This window comes from Bacillus sp. AFS029533, from assembly GCF_002585125.1.
Taxonomy (GTDB): Bacteria; Bacillota; Bacilli; order Bacillales; family Bacillaceae_G; genus Gottfriedia; species Gottfriedia luciferensis_B.
The window spans coordinates 44,138-61,264 of sequence record NZ_NUQC01000034.1 but is presented as its reverse complement, the minus strand read 5'-3'; the positions used below and the strand labels follow the sequence as shown (position 1 = coordinate 61,264).

Below are 17,127 nucleotides of genomic sequence, written 5' to 3'. Positions count from 1 at the left end.
GAACCTCTTATGAGTTATTAAATTTACCCATGACTAAGTATGTAATATCAACACAAAAAAATAGAAGCCATTTAGACTTCTATTGTTCTTACTATTCTTATCCCATTATATGGTATCCTGAATCAACATGAATGTTTTCTCCAGTAATACCTCTTGCTAAGTCACTAAATAAGAATAAAGCAGAATCTCCTACTTCTTCTTGTGTTACGTTTCTGCGTAATGGTGCTTTTTCTTCGATCTCTTTTAAGATTGTATTAAAGTCACCTACTCCTTTTGCAGAAAGCGTACGGATTGGTCCTGCAGAGATTGAGTTTACGCGAATATTGTATTTCCCTAAATCGTTTGCTAAATAGCGTACAGAAGCTTCTAGAGCTGCTTTAGATACACCCATTAGGTTATAGTTTTGCATTACACGCTCGCCACCTAAGTAAGTTAGCGTAACAATGCTTCCGCCTTCAACCATTAATGGTTTTGCTTCACGAGCTACACCTACTAATGAGTAAGCACTAATGTTTTGTGATAATAAGTATCCATCACGGCTTGTGTCTACAAAATCACCTTTTAAGTCCTCTTTATTAGCAAAAGCGATACAGTGTGCTACACCATGAATTGTGCCTACTTGCTCTTTAATTGATGCAAAGCATTTTGCTAAATCTTCATCACTAGTTACATCACATTGAACTAAAAGATTGTTAGGATTTTCTAGTGAGTCAGCTAATTCACGAACACCTTTTTCTAATCTTTCATTTGCGTATGTAAAAATTAAATTTGCTCCCGCGCTATGTAATGATTGTGCAATACCCCAAGCGATACTACGGAAGTTTGCAACACCCATAACAACAAAAGTTTTTCCTTGCAATGAAATCATATCATTCATCTCCTTTATTATTAGTTATTAGTACTAGATACTAAAATAGTAGCACAAATACGATGAATTGAAAATAGTAAAGTTATTTATAGCTTTATCCACAAAAAATATAAATATAATAGTTTATTTAAAAAGAGTTTATAGTTTTGAATTCCTTTAAGGACAAAAATAAACTATAATGATGATTGTCGTACATTAAAAGTGCCTATTTAAAAGCATACTAATAAAACTTATTATAGAGAGGTGAGGACATGAAGGAAGACCGTACATCTCCCTTTCAAATTGATTTCAAATTACTTTTTATCCTTTTTTGTATTGCCGCTGTAAGTTATCTTGCAATTACTAGTGCAATGCCAAGCCTTCCTGCAAATCTAAGAAACATCAATTTCGCTGGACAACAAATTAAATGGTATATCATTGGACTTGTTGGTATTGCCTTTATTATGATTATTGATTTTGATCGATATAAAAATGTTATTTGGTATATGTATGGTTTTGGATTACTCCTACTACTTGGTTTAGAACTGCATATTCCAGGTGCTAAAACCATCAAAGGTGCAACGGCATGGTACACCTTACCTGGTATTGGTAACTTTCAACCATCTGAATTAATGAAAATTTTTATGATCATTATTTTAGGAACCATTATATCAAGACATAATGAAATGTATGCTGTTCGTGGAAAGAGAGAAGATATTTTACTTTTAGGTAAAATATTCGGTATTGCGTTACCTCCTCTACTTCTGATTGCGAAAGAGCCTGATTTAGGTAATACAATGGTTATGTGTGCAATTATCGCAACAATGATTTTAATTTCTGGAATTCGTTGGCGCTATATTCTTGGGCTAGTTTTATTCACGATTGCCCTTGGTGCTTTCATGGTTTATCTATACTTTTATCATTTTGAATTTTTCACATCGCATGTGCTTGAGGAATACCAATTAAATCGTTTTTACGGTTGGTTAGCGCCTTATGAATACCCTTCTCAAGGTTATCAGCTTACTCAGGCATTAATGGCAGCTGGTTCTGGTTTGCTTACTGGTAAGGGGTTCCATAACGGTGAAGCTTACTTCCCTGAACCACATACAGATTTTATTTTCACAGTAATCTGTGAACAATACGGATTCATAGGAGCAAGTGTAGTAATTTCATTATTCTTCTTATTAATTTATCGAATGATTCATATTGCTTTAGAAAGTAACGACAAATTTGGTAGCTATATTTGTGCCGGTGTTGTAGGAATGTTTACTTTCCAGATTTTTCAAAATATTGGTATGACGATCGGTCTACTTCCTATTACAGGGATTACTCTACCATTTGTAAGTTACGGAGGAAGTTCTCTAGCAACTAATTTACTTGCAATTGGATTCATCCTTAATGTAAGATCTAGAACAAATAAGTATATGTTTGACTGATAGAGTAGAAATACAAAGGGTAAAGATCTAATGAAGATCTTTACCCTTCTTTTTTTTATATTTAATACACTTCTTAGAAAGTTCTTTTACGCTGCTAATTTGGGGCATACTACGATTATTACTAGTTGAAATAACAGACTAAAAGGAATGATAGGATGAAATACGATATCATAGGCGATATTCATGGTTGTTATAATGAATTTGTTGAATTAACTAAAAAACTTGGTTATTCGTGGGAGAACAATATTCCTGTTCACCCAGATAATCGAAAGTTAGTTTTTGTTGGTGATTTAACGGATCGCGGACCTAATTCGCTTGCAGTTATAAAAGTAGTATATGAACTTGTGATAAAGCATAAGAAAGCACATTATTCACCAGGGAATCATTGTAATAAACTTTATCGTTATTTTCTTGGTCGCAATGTAAAAATTCAACATGGACTTGAAACAACAGTTGCTGAATTAGAATCAGTTAGCGGTAAAGAAAGGAGCCATTATCAAGCATCGTTTAAAAAACTTTATGAAGGCTCCCCTCTATATAATGTTTTAGACAATGGAAAATTAGTTGTTAGTCATGCTGGTATACGTGAGGACATGATTGGTAAGCATTCAAATAATGTTAAAACATTCGTTTTATATGGAGATATTAATGGAGAAGTGCTCCCAAATGGGATGCCTGTAAGAAAAGACTGGGCGAAAGAGTATAAAGGTAAAGCACTAATTGTCTATGGTCATACTCCAATAAAAGAACCAAGAGAATTAAATAATACAATTAATATTGATACTGGCGCCGTCTTCGGTGGTAAACTTACAGCATTTTCGTATCCAGAACATAAATATACCCAAGTACAATCTTCCATGCCATACATTGAAGAAAAATTTAGTTTTTACGAAGAAAAAGAAAGCAGAGTTTAGGAAAATAGATACAAAAAAAGTAGGTTTCTGATCGGAACCTACTTTTTTGCTGATAATGTAAGCGCTCACTTATCAGCTTAATATATTAGTCTCTTCCATCCCCATGGAGAAACACTACATACTAAAAATAATCTATTATTCATATATTGTCAATAAATTATACAAAATTTAGACAAATTTATTACTTGACATTCACGATTCCAATAACCTCTCTAAATCAACAGGTAAAGCAATTTCAAAGTTTTTTTCCGTATGATCAATTGGATGAACAAATGACAATTGATAGCTATGCAACGCCTGCCTTTTTAATCGATCAGTATTACCTCCATATAAGTCATCCCCGATTAATGGATGTCCAATCGAAGACATATGTACCCGGATTTGATGTGTTCGACCCGTTTCTAATTCTAATTCAACAACTGAGTAGTCCCTATTTACTACAAGGACTTTAAAATGTGTGATTGCTTCTTGTCCCTCTTCAGAAACAATTCTCTCGATAATACTATCACTTTTCCTAGCAATCTTTGCACGTATTACCCCTTCAGTGCCATTCATTTGTCCATGAACAATTGCTAAATACTTTCTTTGTACATTTTTTAGTTCATTTTTCGAAAATAAATAATGAATATAACGATTTTTGGCAACTAACATTAATCCTGAAGTATCTTTGTCTAATCGAGTGACTATATGGATGGTCGATTGGAGCCCAATTGTTTGATAATAAAATAATAATCCATTTGCAAGAGTACCATTAGGATGCTCTCTAGAAGGTATACTTGGTATTCCAAAAGGTTTATTGATGACTAATACAGCATCATCTTCATAAACAATTTCAAAAGGAATATCTTCAGCTATAAGATCCACACTTGGTTTCTCGATTGGAAAATAGATTTGAATAAGATCAAATTCGTTTAAAATTGTACGGACAGTTTTTTCTTCACCGTTTACTGTAATTTTTCCACCTTGAAATTTTATATCTGTGAGAGCACGTTTAGAGAGCTCCTTTAATTTAAGAAACTCTCTAAGTAATATTCCATTATGCTCTTTTTTTACTTCCCATGATAGACTAAATTGCTTCATATTCTTCACCATTTTATTTAACAAAAGAATCAACGACACGCTTCCAAAATGGAAATGGTCTAAAACGTGCAAAACGTACTTTTTCATGAGCTACTCGACATTGAATCGATTTAACATCTTGATGTACGATTGTTTTATGATCTAATGTAATTTGAAAATTTGCGTTTCTTACAGGTTTAAGTAAGCAAGTATGATGTTTAGGTAAAACAAGAGGTGAACCAATTGTACGAAAAACTCGATTATTAATTGAAGCCATCTCAGCAATTTGAATCGCTTCAATTGATGGATGAATAATAGCTCCCCCAAGTGCTTTATTATACGCTGTACTTCCTGAAGGTGTAGAAATACAAAGACCGTCACCTCTAAATGTCTCAAAATGCTGACCTTTTATTTCAACATCAATCACTAATGTACCTTCAAGACCTTTTATCGTACATTCATTTAAAGCTAATGTTTGCATTTCTTTTCTTCCATCCTTATAACGGATGATTACTTCCAATAAAGGATATTCAACTACTTGAAATGGAGTTTTAGCAATTGCAATAACAAGCTTTTCTACCTCACTTGGTACCCAATCAGCGTAAAACCCTAAATGCCCAGTATGAACCCCTACGAAAGATACTTTATCGAGAAGATGAGTGTAATTATGAAAAGCATGAAGTAAGGTACCGTCACCACCTACAGATATGACAATTTCAGGCTCTTCTTCATCAAATTTAAAATTAAAACTCTCTAAATAATCTCTCATTCGTTTCGTCAGTTCATTGGACTCTTGATCGCCCTTAGACATAATTACGAATTTCATTTTCTCGCCCTTTCCTTATTGGTCGTTTTTTTTCGAAAACTCTGCTTGCGCCTCTTGAATCTCTCCTCTAATAAGGGACATTTCTTCATCTAATAGAAACGCTGCTTCAGCTGCTCTTTGTAACCGTTCATGAATATTTTCAGGGTATTTCCCTTTATACTTATAATTTAAAGAATGCTCTATTGTTGCCCAAAAATTCATCGCAAGAGTTCTTATTTGAATTTCAACTAAAACTTTTCGTTCTCCTTCAATTGTTTGAACTGGATATTCAACAACAACATGATAAGAACGATACCCGCTATTCTTTTTATTTGTAATATAATCTCGCTCTTCGACAATTGTAAAATCTTTGCGTTTGCGAAGAAGCTCCACTACATTTTTAATATCCTCAACAAATTGGCACATCATTCTAAGACCGGCAATATCCTGTAATTCCGTTTCTAAATTCGCTAAAGGAATTCCTTTTCTTATCGTCTTATTAACAATGCTATGAATAGGCTTAACTCTCCCAGTTACAAACTCAATTGGGGAATGCTGATTAGTTTCTTCAAACTGTTTTCTAATCCCTTTTAACTTTACCTTCAATTCACTTACTGCTTGTTCATAAGGTGCTAAAAAACTTTCCCATTGACCATTCATCCAATCACCACCAACTTACTTCTCTTCTAAAAATGCACTTTGAACTTGCTTAACAAATTCTTCTCCATAGTTAAAATTACCTTCAACATTTTGGATCAAATAAGTTAACTCTTCATTCCAATTATTTAGCGAAAGATCCTTTTCGCCGACCTTTAAAAATACGTTTAAATTTTGATCATTTGCTTTTTTCAAGTCCGACCAATATTCATAAGGAACTGTAACATATACAAATTCTTCTTTTTCTTCTAATATATACAATAGTGAACCTTGGTCTGAGTCTGCAATCATTGTTCCTACTTCATGACACTGTTCTAAATCCATTTTTGTATCGTCGATTAACAGAAATAAACCATCTTCATTTATATTTATTCCATTTATTTCAAGCATTTTTCTCATCACTAAAACCTCAACCTTTTTAATGTATGTATTTTATTTAATTTTGACCATTTCTATTGTAACATATCAAATAGAAAATAGACGAAGACTAGCACATTCAATAACAAAAATTATACTTAAAAATAAGGAGTTAATTATGGCTAAAGAAATTGAAATTGAATTTAAGAACTTATTAACAAAAGAGGAATTTGAAAAGCTTAAATCGTATTTCCAAGTTAACGAGTCAAGTTTTCAATCACAAACTAATTATTATTTTGAGACACCTGATTTTACAATTAAAGAACATGGTGGAGCATTAAGAATCCGCAAAAAGTCACTAACTTCTTATACTTTAACTTTAAAAATAAAACAAGCTGTCGGACATTTAGAAATTAATCAAAAAATAAGTCAAACTGAAGCATCAACTATGCTAAAAACCTTCGTTCTTCCAGATGGAGAAGTAAAAGATTATATCAACGAAGTAAAATTAAACTTAAATGCCCTAGTATTAATAGGTGACTTAACAACAAACAGAGTAGAATTTCCATATGAAAATGGGCTCTTAGTTTTAGACCATAGTACATATTTAAATCACGAGGATTATGAGTTAGAATTCGAAGTTTCGGATGAAAACATCGGTAGACAACAGTTTATCAATCTGTTAGAAAAGCAACAAATCCCTCAGCGTGAAACTTTGAATAAAATTAGACGCTTTTTTAATGTTAAACAAGGAAATCAAACTAACTGACATATGAGCACCATTTTTAGTTTAAAAGGAATGTCTACGTATGCTCTGTGAACCTACTGAGTATACGTAAAGTTTGTTGAATAGCCCAACGAAAATAGTTATTTTTAAACGCCGAAGAAACCTAAAGGGTATATTTTTGTGTTTATTAGTATGAAGGCAATTTTATCAATCTTTTTATTGTTAAATAGAAGATTTCACCCAACTTTTTAAACGATAATCTACAATTAAAGCTGCTTTGCTAGTTTGCCATTTGAAAATAACTACTTTTGTCCAATTTTTTGTCATTATGCCTTAACCGGTATGGGTATTAATTTCTCTTATTTGCTATTACTAAGGATTTTATTGCGATATAGCTATTTTTATTTGCGTTTCTCTTTTTTTAATTGCAGATATGACGATTTTATTTGCGATTTTGGAATTTTATTTGCAGATCATTCTTTATTTACACAGAAAATCTCCTTTTTTGCAGATCAAACTCTCCGCTCTCGGTTTTATATATATATTTCACAATTGTATTTTGCAATCCACTCAGATTTCTGTGACACCCCCTTTTTATGAACTTATTCATATGAATTAAGGAAATATTAATAGATTAATGAAAAATAGTGCATCATATTTGAAATATTAACTATCCGTTGCTACAATACGATTAGAGAATAAACGTGTTATATCTTACAAATTAATTTTCAAGTCTGTTATAGTACGGACTTATGAATTGCATTAAGGGTGAAATATATGAATGACAAACAATATAAAAATGAATCAATCACGCTTCCCGAGCAGAATTGTACAAAAAAATCGATTGAATTGTATGTATTCATAGATCCACTTTGTAGAAATTGTTGGGATTTTAGTACAATTTTAAAAAAGTTCCACTTAGAATATGGTCAATATTTCTCATCTACTTATATTCCAGTTAATCGATATTACACAACTAAAAAACTATTAGAAAAACGCCCTTCTCAGCTTGCATTCGTATGGGAGAAGACGGCTAGCAGATCGGATATCCTTTGCGACGATCACTTATGGATTGATAATAAAGAACTTTACCCATACTACTCTGCAATTGCATTAAAAGCAGCTGAGCTTCAAGGTAGAGTTGCTGGCGTTAACTACTTAAAGAAGTTACAAGAATATTATTTCTTGAAGGATTTAGACATTACAGATCAAGATGTTCTTATCGAATGTGCTAAAGATATAAATATTGATGTAAAAGAGTTTATGGAAGATTTACACAGTACCCACTCTATTAAAGCTTTGCAATGTGATATTAAAGTTACGAAAGAAATGCATGTAACTGAAATTCCAAGCGTTGTATTTTTTAATGAAAATATTGAAGAAGAAGGTTTGAAAGTTTCTGGTTTTGAAAGCTATCAGACTTATGTAAAAATTTTAGAACTAATGACTAATACAAAATTAGAAAAACGAGAACTGCCTGATTTAGCTGAATTCATTAAATTCCAACCGTTTGTTACGATTAAAGAATTATGTATGATTTACGAACAATCTACTCAATGTATGGAGTTAGAATTAAAAAAATTAATCCTACGTAGAAAAGTTAAGAAAATTGTTCAAAAAGATCAAATTTATTATCAGTATGTTGTTTAAGAACAAAAAAAGACCTAGCTTTCGCTAGGTCTCTTTTTTGATGTAATATTTTACATCAAGGGGATGGGAGAAATTTTCACGTTCAACAAAGGGGTATTTGTGTTTGTGAAGTAATTCACACCCTTATAATACAATTTATTTTAGAGTTTGGCAACCATTTGAGAAATATTTCACATTTTAGACACAAAATAGTAGGTATAAAGATATAGAAAAAGTTAGGATAAAAAACAAACACATATAGCTATGATGCTACATGTGTTTGTTTGAATAAGTTATTCGTTAAATAAAAGTTCTTCCATTTCGTTTAACATTTCTTCAAATACTTTCAATGCTTCTACGATTGGTTGTGAAGAGGTCATATCAACGCCAGCTTTTTTCAATACTTCAATTGGATAATCAGAGCTTCCTGCTTTTAAGAAGCCTAAGTATCTTTCAACTGCTGGTTCGCCTTCTTCTAGAATTTGTTTTGAAAGTGCTGTTGCTGCACTGAAACCTGTTGCATATTGGTAAACATAGTAATTGTAATAGAAATGAGGAATTCTACTCCATTCTAAACCAATTAACTCGTCGATTACGATCTCGTCACCAAAATATTTTTTGTTAAGCTCGTAATATGTTTTCGTTAATAAATCTGGCGTTAATGCTTCACCATTTTGAGCTAATACGTGAATCTGATGTTCAAACTCCGCAAACATCGTTTGACGGAATACAGTTCCTCTAAAGGTCTCTAAATAGTGATTTAATAAATAAAGTCTTTGCTTAGGATCTTCAGTATTTTTTAGTAAATAATCATTTAAAATTGCTTCATTACAAGTAGAAGCAACTTCAGCTACGAAGATTGAGTAATCTCCATAAACATAAGGTTGATTTTTACGAGTATGATAACTATGCACTGAATGACCAAATTCATGTGCTAATGTAAATAAATTATTTACATTGTCCTGCCAGTTCATTAGGATATATGGATTAGTACCATACGCACCAGAAGAGTATGCTCCGCTACGTTTTCCTTTGTTTTCTACAACATCTACCCAACGGCTTTCATATGCCTCTTTTAGAATTTCAACATATTCATCACCTAATGGTTTTAATGCTTTTAATAATATTTCTTTTGCTTCTTCATATTTAACTTCCATTTTTACTTCCTCTACTAATGGAGTAAATAAGTCATACATATGAATTTCATCAAGCTTTAACGCTTTTTTACGAATCGCAATATAACGATGCAATAAATTTAAATTATCATTTACAGTAGAAACTAATTGATCATAAACAATTTCAGGAATTTCGTTATTACTTAATGCTGCATGACGCGCATTATCATATTTTCTAACTTTTGCTTTGAAATTATCTTTCTTTACAGCACCACTTAAAGTACTTGCAAAAGTGTTTTTATACGCATCATACGTATGATAAACTGCTTCAAAAGCATCTTTTCGAACGCGACGATCCGCACTTTCTAAATAGTGAATATAACGACCATGTGTGATTTCTACTTCTTCACCATTCTCGTCTTCAATGGTCGGAAATTTTAAATCCGCATTATTTAACATTCCAAACGTATTACTAGAAGAAGATAACACTTCAGAAGCTTGTGCCATAATTTCCTCTTCAGCTGCTGAAAGAACATGTGGTTTTTGTTTTAAAATTTCTTCTAAAGAGTGCTCGTACAATTTCAGTTCATTATTTTCTTCAATAAATTTTTTCAATGTATCTTCTGAAATTGTTAATAATTCAGGCACGAAGTATGACATTGCACTTCCGGCCTTAGTGTATAGATTTTTCGCACGATCATCTAAAGCTTGATATGTAGAATTTGTTGTATCTTGATCGTAACGCATATGAGAGTATGTATACAATTTCCCTAATAAAAATGAAATTTCATCCTGTTTTTTCAATGCATTTAAAAGTGTTTGAGATGACTCACCTAATTTACCTTTAAACTCTGAAAACGATGGGATTAATTCAAGTACTTTTTTATACTCTGCTTCCCATTTTGCATCTGTTTCATAAATATCTTCCAACTTCCAAGTTAATTCTTCTTGAACTTCACTTCTAGTTGGTAATTTTTTAACAGCTTTTTGTTCTAGCATGTCTGATCCCCCTAAAATTATTATTAGTATTAATAACATTCCAGTGTCTGATATTAATGATCATTTGAATCAGTTCTTGCATTAAACAACAAATCAAATGCTGTATTAGTGCTCAGACAGTCTTCATCCAATGCTTGTTGGAATGATGATGGAATAATAGCATTAGCTATCTTCATTATTTTACCATTATTAATACGTTTTACGATTCTAATTTTTACTAAAAAGTCAATATACTTTTCTACACATTTCTCCAAATTAACAATTTCATTCTCTTGGAATTGATTAACTCTCCAATTACCATTCTGTACTTCCATTTTTACAGACTGATTTATATTATCTATAAAAATCATTTGTCCAATTTCTACTTCATGAAAAAATTTAAAATATATTTGCCCTTGCCAAACGATACAATGTTCTTTAATTATGCAGTTACTTTCTAAAGGAACTCCAATTACCGCTGGAAAATAATTAATATTTGCATTGTATAAATACTGTTTAAAAACCTTTAAATTACCTTTAGTATGCAAATGTTGATATAGTCTAAAATCCTTTTTCAAACGATTCCATTTAGATACAAATATCTTTTTATCTATTCTATTTGGAGATAAAAATTCCTTAAAGCTGAAATTATTTATTGGAAATACGTCCTTTTGACCAATATATTGGACTGGAGAAAATGCTATTAACGAGGAAAGTACTGTAAATGATTGTAATGTAGGATTATAGAAGAGAAGTGAAAAAACGTTTATTCTAACAAGTGAATAAATAGAAATTGAATTAATGTAGAAAGATGACCATCTCTTTTGATTTATAAGTTTGTCATTTAGGATCCACAAAACTTTCATTCCACTATCTTTAAAAGAGTTTGTCCTCTTTATCATTGTTTCTAAAGGAATAACCGAACATTGATATTCAACACACATTTGAAGAGTCTTAAGTTTAATAATTAAATCAGGTCTTTGATTTAATTCAGGTATAAATTTTTCAACCTCAACTTTTACATTAAACTTTTTAAAAAATTGGTACAGAGCAAACTTCCCTTTATAATGGTCAATACTCTCTTTTTTCTCATTTTCACATTCGGTCAAATCTATATGCGCAAAATGAGTTACCCTCTTTACTCCAATTTTGAGCCTCACTTGCTTTTTACAAATCGGGCAAAAGTATGGTCCGTTTTGCTTTAATCTTAATAAATCCTCAGTCGTTTTAACTTCAAATAAATTAATAGTATGCCGTTTTGTATTTAATGCGACGATCATATACCACTACCTCCTTTCCAAATTACTTCACTATTCATTTCGCATTATCCTTCAAAAAAATAAAAAACGATTTTTCAATTAAAAAACCTACCAAATTAAATTTTCTATTTGGTAGGTGACTATATGAAATATTATAAAAATGTTCTATCAATGTTCTATCAATAAGATAGCTCGTTACAAAAGTGGTGCCATTAATCTTGATAATGATTCAAATATCCTTTTGTATATAGGTCTCTTTTTAAAATCATTAAAAATAATTGCTTCAGAATCACGGATATCATTATTAAAATCATTAACTAAGTGATTAATACTTTCCTCTAAATATAAAAATGCAGTGACCTCGAAGTTTAAACGGAAGCTTCTCATATCCATATTTGCCGTTCCAACAGATGCGATTTCATCATCTACAATCAATATTTTACTGTGTAAGAATCCTTGTCTATATTCATAGATTTCGACCCCTGCTTCTAATAACTCTGGAAAGTATGAACGCGAAGCATAAAATACGATTTTCTTATCGGGACGATCAGGCATTAGAATTTTTACTTTGACCCCACCATTTGCTGCAACTTTAAGAGCAGTTAATATATCTTCATCAGGAACAAAATATGGTGAAGCAATGTATATACTTTTCCTTGCACTTGTAATCATTGCAAAAAACAACTCTTTTATCACTTCATGCTTTCGGTCTGGTCCACCAGATACAAGTTGTATTGCTCCTTTGGAAGAATAACTACTAGCATTAATGTCAAAATATTCTTTGTCATCAATTAACTCATTCGTCATATAATACCAATCTTGCAAGAATATGAATTGTAGTGTTCGTACACCTTCTCCATTAAGATATAGATGGGTATCACGCCACTTTCCGAAATAATGGTCTTTCCCTAAATACTCATCTCCAATATTTAAGCCGCCAACAAATCCTACATTCGAATCTATGACAATAATTTTCCGATGGTTTCGGTAATTTATCGTATCGTTTAAAACTGGAATTTTAACTGGAGAAAATGGTAGTATTTCTACACCAGCTTTTCGTAAGTCATTTACAAAATTTCTTGATAATTTCCAACTACCTACAGCGTCATAGAGAAATCGAACCTTTACTCCATTTTGTGCCTTTTCAATTAGAATATCTTTTAGCTGATTACCAATCTCATCATTTCTTACGATATAGAATTCGATATGAATATGGTGCTTCGCTTTTTTTAGTTCCTCAATTATTTTTGGAAATGTTTCACTTCCGTTTGTAAGAACTTTTGTAAAGGTATTCATTGTGACTGGTGTATTACTCTGTTTAGCTGCGATATTTATTAGATACTCTAATCTTTGATTTTGCGCTATAAAATCTTTCACTTCTACATCTTCTGATCCACTAATTAAACCATTTGCATTTTGATCATTAATTGCTTTTTTTCGATAGACCATTTTCTTTTTGTAATTTTGTCCAAAAATTAAATAAAAAACAAAACCGAATAACGGGAAAATGGCCAAAAGAATGATCCATGTTAAAGTTCTAGCAGGATTTCTATTTTCTAGGAAAATAATAATCGAAACACCTATAGCCGTTATCGAGAACATTACACTTATTAACCTAAAAATAGTAGATTTTTCAAAAAATGCAAAATTCATTAACCAAATGAATTTAATAGTTGGAGAAGCAAAATATAAAATGCATACAACAATTGATAGAAATATTAAAATCTTTAATCGAAATTGCATCAATATTCTCCTTTATAAAGAAAAGAAACCGATCCCTAAGGCATCGGCTATTACAATAATGGAAAAATTGATTTAAAATGAGGTAAAGCTGTTTTTTCATAAATCAATTTTCCGTATTCCTCTAAAACATGTATAGTTACTTTTGAACGATGACCATATTCAAGTAACATAGATGATAAGTAATCAACTTGAACTTCATCAAGCAATTCTTCTTCAAATTTAACATAAAGATAGTAATAATCTTGGAATGAATAAAGTGTAGTTTCAAATGATTCTTGATTCACAGCATGTGATAATGAAATAATGTCTTCAAAATTTTTAAAGGATAGAATAAGCTCAGTTTCTTCTTCATCCATCGATTCAAAAATATCGTCATCATCATCTTCATCTGCATCATCGTCATCATCTACAGAGATAAATGGAATTTCTAAATTCTTTTCTCCTTCACCTAAATTCACTTCTACTTTTTTGCCGTCTTTAGAAATCACAGCCTTTGTTACAACAACTTCTAAACCCTTGTCTAGTGCCTGTACCTGAATCCATAGGGGGCCACCAGCAATGAATTCCTCAGTCAAATGCGCTTCATCAATTAATTCCCAGAAAAGCTCTTCACTTCTTTCTCGATCTAACCATACTTCATCTTTAGAGAAACCTCTCTCCTCGATGTCTAAGTAGGATATGGAGAACTTAAACGTATTTTCATTAATTCTTTCTATTTCCATTTGTTTTCCCCCTCCTTTAATGAACAACAAGTAATTGCGTTAGACGAAATAGAATAAATAAAGTAAAAGAAATTTATGTTAAATATAAAATTCTGAAATAGTAAATTAGAAAAATACTCTTAAAAATTTAGCTATAATAAGTAAATTTTTATCTATCTTACCATGAAAATTTATTAAATGCGAATAGTAACTACAATTATATTTTATGATACAATTTAAAATTTTGGAAATAAAATTCACCTATTTTTTAAAAATCATCATATACCTATTAATATTAGGACAATCATTTAAAGCTTTTAATAAGAGAGGTGAATTCATGATAGATCTTCATTATATATGGTCCTTTTTAATGATTGTAATTATAGACATTGTTTTAGGTGGAGATAATGCTATTGTCATTGCATTAGCATGTAGAAAATTACCATATAAGCAACGTAACATAGCGATCATTTTCGGTAGTATTACCGCAATTGTTTTACGGATTATCCTAACAATAGGTGCAATTTTCGTCCTTAAAGTCCCATTCTTGCATTTAATTGGCGGAATATTACTTTTGTACATAGCTTGCAAATTAATTATTCAGGAGGATGACAACCCTTCTATAAAGGAGAACTACACAGTTTTCCATGCAATTCGTACAATTGTGTTTGCTGATTTAGTTATGGGGATTGATAACGTATTAGCAATAGCTGGGGCATCAAACGGAAAGCCATCATTAGTCATTTTAGGCCTTTCCATCTCAATTCCAATTATTATTTGGGGAAGTAAAATCGTTTTATGGTTTTTAGAAAGATATCCAATATTGAGTTTTGTAGGGGCTTCTGTACTTTCAATAACAGCTAGCAAAATGTTAATAGACGAGCCATTTATCAGTCAATATATAAACGGGCGGAACGATATGGAATTAATTGTCGGTTCATCTTGTATAATTTTCACCATTGTTATAGGTTACTATTTTAATAATATTCGATACCGTAAGCGAACATCCTAATTGTTAAAAAAAAGCTGTAAAAAGTATGCATTTAACTTTTTACAGCTTTTTATATAATATGAATAAGTATTTGTTCAATATGATTGAGAATCTTAATCAAGAATTGTAATTTTTTTCACAATTCAAAACGTAGATTTACTCATTTACTAAACGTTGCGCTTCACGTAATTGATATGTGCGAACAGAACGTGGTAAAAATCTTCTAATTTCATCTTCATTATAACCAACTTGTAAACGTTTCTCATCAATAATAATCGGTCTTCTAAGTAAACCAGGATATTTCTGAATGATTTCATATAAGTCTTGTAAAGGAAGACTTTCTAAGTCTACATTTAATTCTTGGAAAATTTTTGATCTTGTTGATATAATTTCATCAGTACCACTTTCAGTCATACGTAAAATTTGTTTAATCTCATTAATTGATAATGGTTCTGAAAAAATATTTCTTTCTTTATAAGGAATATTATTATCTTCTAGCCACATTTTTGCTTTTCGACAAGACGTACAACTTGGTGAATTATACAAAATTACCATTTTGCTCTCCCCCTAACTACTCTTTTAAATAAAAGTAATATAGTTATGTGTATTAATTTATAAGAATTGGTTAATTATAATTAGTTTAATCTACCACCATATGTTCACATTATACAGTATTGCGCAAAATAAATATATACAAATTTGTAAAAAAATTTTAAAAAACCTATACAAAAGGTGTACAATTTTCAGTAAATTTACAAGTAAAATATTGGCTAATTTTTTTATACATTTTTCGTATGTGAATGCTGCTTTTCACGCCTTAAACCTCACTATCCGTAAATAAAACCTGCTTCCAAGTTTCAACCGATTTTGCAGTCACTTACCAACGAACAGCATTTCCCAAAGTAGTCAAATACCCCTTTCGTTTCACACAACTTTAGTCTTATAAATTACAATACTAAAAGCCAGATTGCTCTATAAAAGACCCAAAAATAATTATTCGGAAAAAGCTTATTTATTCTTTCTATTTCACCAAATTTTTAATACAATAATAGTAACGCTTACATTCCTAGGAGGCTAATCTTATGGCAGCTTACATAACTGATCTATTGATTGTTGCAGTATTAGTAATTGGAATTACTGCACTTAATGGTGTGTTTACAAACGCGATTGGCGAAAAAATATTTGGTAGAAGTAAAAAAAGTCAATTTGTTGATATGTCTGACAGAATGTCTGCAAACTTCAAACAAGTTGGTGGCCAAGGTAAGTTCCGTAAAAAAACTTATTAAAAACAGTCAGAAATTTCGATTTAAAAAAGGGCAAAGGCCCTTTCTTTTTTTTGCCTTGATAAGGTTTAGTGTATAACTAATGTAGAATTGATTAAGGTCCCTAGTTCGCCTTTGGTACAGTACTTTGAAATATTAAATTCAGGGGCTTTGAATTCAAAATTTGGTTATCATTGTCACTCTAGATTAATTTTCTTCTAAGCTTGTCCTACCATTATTATACCTAGCCTTATCTACACTTTTCATTATAAAACCTCCACCTTAATTTTCCCTTAACTTGTATGAATGTTTAATGGGTAAGATATTTTCGGCTTCTGTTTTTTCACATCCCCTTGAACTTTTTTGAGAAACGTTTTTTCTTATTTTTGTATTTCTACTTCCTCATGAACCTCTCATGAGTAACCATTTTGCTTTTTTTCGCTGTTTTACTTCCTCATGGATCCCTCATGAGGAATCATTTTGCTTTTTTTCGCTGTTTTACTTCCTCATGAACCTCTTATGGGTAACCATTTTGCTTTTTTTTCCTCTTTTACTTCCTCATGAACCCCTCTTAAGTAACCATTTTGCTTTTTTTCCTGTTTTACTTACTCATGAACCCCTCATGAGTAACCATTTTGCTTTTTTTT

16 protein-coding genes are annotated in these 17,127 nt (G+C 31.2%); 6 read left to right on the top strand and 10 right to left on the bottom strand.

From position 1 onward, the window contains the following. Positions 1-97: 97 nt before the first annotated feature. Positions 98-868, bottom strand: coding sequence for an enoyl-ACP reductase FabI (fabI, locus tag COE53_RS18415; RefSeq protein WP_091024015.1), 771 nt, complete (start codon positions 866-868; stop codon positions 98-100). Positions 869-1,119: 251 nt separating this feature from the next. Here fabI and COE53_RS18410 point away from each other — a divergent pair, with 251 nt between their 5' ends. Both COE53_RS18410 and prpE read left to right on the top strand, forming a co-directional pair. Further along, positions 1,120-2,283: an FtsW/RodA/SpoVE family cell cycle protein gene (locus COE53_RS18410; protein WP_069032996.1), complete on the top strand. Its 1,164-nt coding sequence runs from the start codon at positions 1,120-1,122 to the stop codon at positions 2,281-2,283. A gap of 155 nt (positions 2,284-2,438) precedes the next feature. Further along, entirely contained in the window at positions 2,439-3,197 is a 759-nt protein-coding gene (gene prpE / locus COE53_RS18405; protein WP_069032995.1) for a bis(5'-nucleosyl)-tetraphosphatase PrpE, read from the top strand. A 192-nt stretch (positions 3,198-3,389) separates the two neighbouring features. Here the strand turns inward: prpE and COE53_RS18400 are convergent, their stop codons facing one another. The 4 genes from COE53_RS18400 to COE53_RS18385 are packed head-to-tail and all read right to left on the bottom strand — an operon-like array spanning position 3,390 to position 6,117. After that, on the bottom strand, positions 3,390-4,277 hold the full coding sequence (locus COE53_RS18400; RefSeq protein ID WP_069033047.1) for an RluA family pseudouridine synthase: 888 nt from the start codon (positions 4,275-4,277) through the stop codon (positions 3,390-3,392). A 13-nt stretch (positions 4,278-4,290) separates the two neighbouring features. Continuing rightward, entirely contained in the window at positions 4,291-5,082 is a 792-nt protein-coding gene (locus COE53_RS18395) for an NAD kinase (protein WP_069032994.1), read from the bottom strand. A 15-nt stretch (positions 5,083-5,097) separates the two neighbouring features. Then, positions 5,098-5,721: a GTP diphosphokinase gene (gene yjbM, locus COE53_RS18390; RefSeq protein WP_069032993.1), complete on the bottom strand. Its 624-nt coding sequence runs from the start codon at positions 5,719-5,721 to the stop codon at positions 5,098-5,100. 15 nt (positions 5,722-5,736) lie between these two features. After that, positions 5,737-6,117 (bottom strand): UPF0738 family protein, encoded by a 381-nt coding sequence (locus COE53_RS18385; RefSeq protein ID WP_069032992.1) that lies wholly within the window; start codon positions 6,115-6,117, stop codon positions 5,737-5,739. Positions 6,118-6,253: 136 nt separating this feature from the next. Between COE53_RS18385 and COE53_RS18380 the strand changes: the two genes are divergently transcribed. Together COE53_RS18380 and COE53_RS18375 are read left to right on the top strand one after the other, a co-directional pair. Next, positions 6,254-6,844: a CYTH domain-containing protein gene (locus COE53_RS18380; protein ID WP_091024017.1), complete on the top strand. Its 591-nt coding sequence runs from the start codon at positions 6,254-6,256 to the stop codon at positions 6,842-6,844. Positions 6,845-7,579: 735 nt separating this feature from the next. Continuing rightward, a complete protein-coding gene (locus COE53_RS18375; RefSeq protein WP_069032990.1) occupies positions 7,580-8,452 on the top strand; it encodes a DsbA family protein in 873 nt (290 codons plus the stop codon). A gap of 272 nt (positions 8,453-8,724) precedes the next feature. Here the strand turns inward: COE53_RS18375 and pepF are convergent, their stop codons facing one another. The 4 genes from pepF to mecA form a co-directional block, all read right to left on the bottom strand. Further along, positions 8,725-10,545 (bottom strand): oligoendopeptidase F, encoded by a 1,821-nt coding sequence (gene pepF / locus COE53_RS18370; protein WP_091024019.1) that lies wholly within the window; start codon positions 10,543-10,545, stop codon positions 8,725-8,727. Positions 10,546-10,598: 53 nt separating this feature from the next. Next, positions 10,599-11,804, bottom strand: coding sequence for a competence protein CoiA (locus tag COE53_RS18365; RefSeq protein ID WP_098948511.1), 1,206 nt, complete (start codon positions 11,802-11,804; stop codon positions 10,599-10,601). Between the two features lie 174 nt (positions 11,805-11,978). Beyond that, complete coding sequence (cls, locus tag COE53_RS18360) at positions 11,979-13,526, bottom strand: cardiolipin synthase (RefSeq protein ID WP_098948510.1); 1,548 nt, start codon at positions 13,524-13,526, stop codon at positions 11,979-11,981. A gap of 50 nt (positions 13,527-13,576) precedes the next feature. Beyond that, entirely contained in the window at positions 13,577-14,248 is a 672-nt protein-coding gene (gene mecA, locus COE53_RS18355) for an adaptor protein MecA (RefSeq protein WP_069032986.1), read from the bottom strand. Positions 14,249-14,567: 319 nt separating this feature from the next. Between mecA and COE53_RS18350 the strand changes: the two genes are divergently transcribed. After that, positions 14,568-15,239 carry a TerC family protein gene (locus tag COE53_RS18350; protein WP_069033046.1) on the top strand — a complete coding sequence of 224 codons (672 nt, stop codon included), beginning with the start codon at positions 14,568-14,570 and terminating at the stop codon, positions 15,237-15,239. 135 nt (positions 15,240-15,374) lie between these two features. Here the strand turns inward: COE53_RS18350 and spxA are convergent, their stop codons facing one another. Further along, positions 15,375-15,773: a transcriptional regulator SpxA gene (spxA, locus tag COE53_RS18345; RefSeq protein WP_056473638.1), complete on the bottom strand. Its 399-nt coding sequence runs from the start codon at positions 15,771-15,773 to the stop codon at positions 15,375-15,377. Positions 15,774-16,300: 527 nt separating this feature from the next. Here spxA and COE53_RS18340 point away from each other — a divergent pair. Beyond that, positions 16,301-16,504, top strand: coding sequence for a hypothetical protein (locus tag COE53_RS18340; RefSeq protein WP_069032985.1), 204 nt, complete (start codon positions 16,301-16,303; stop codon positions 16,502-16,504). Positions 16,505-17,127: the final 623 nt, after the last annotated feature.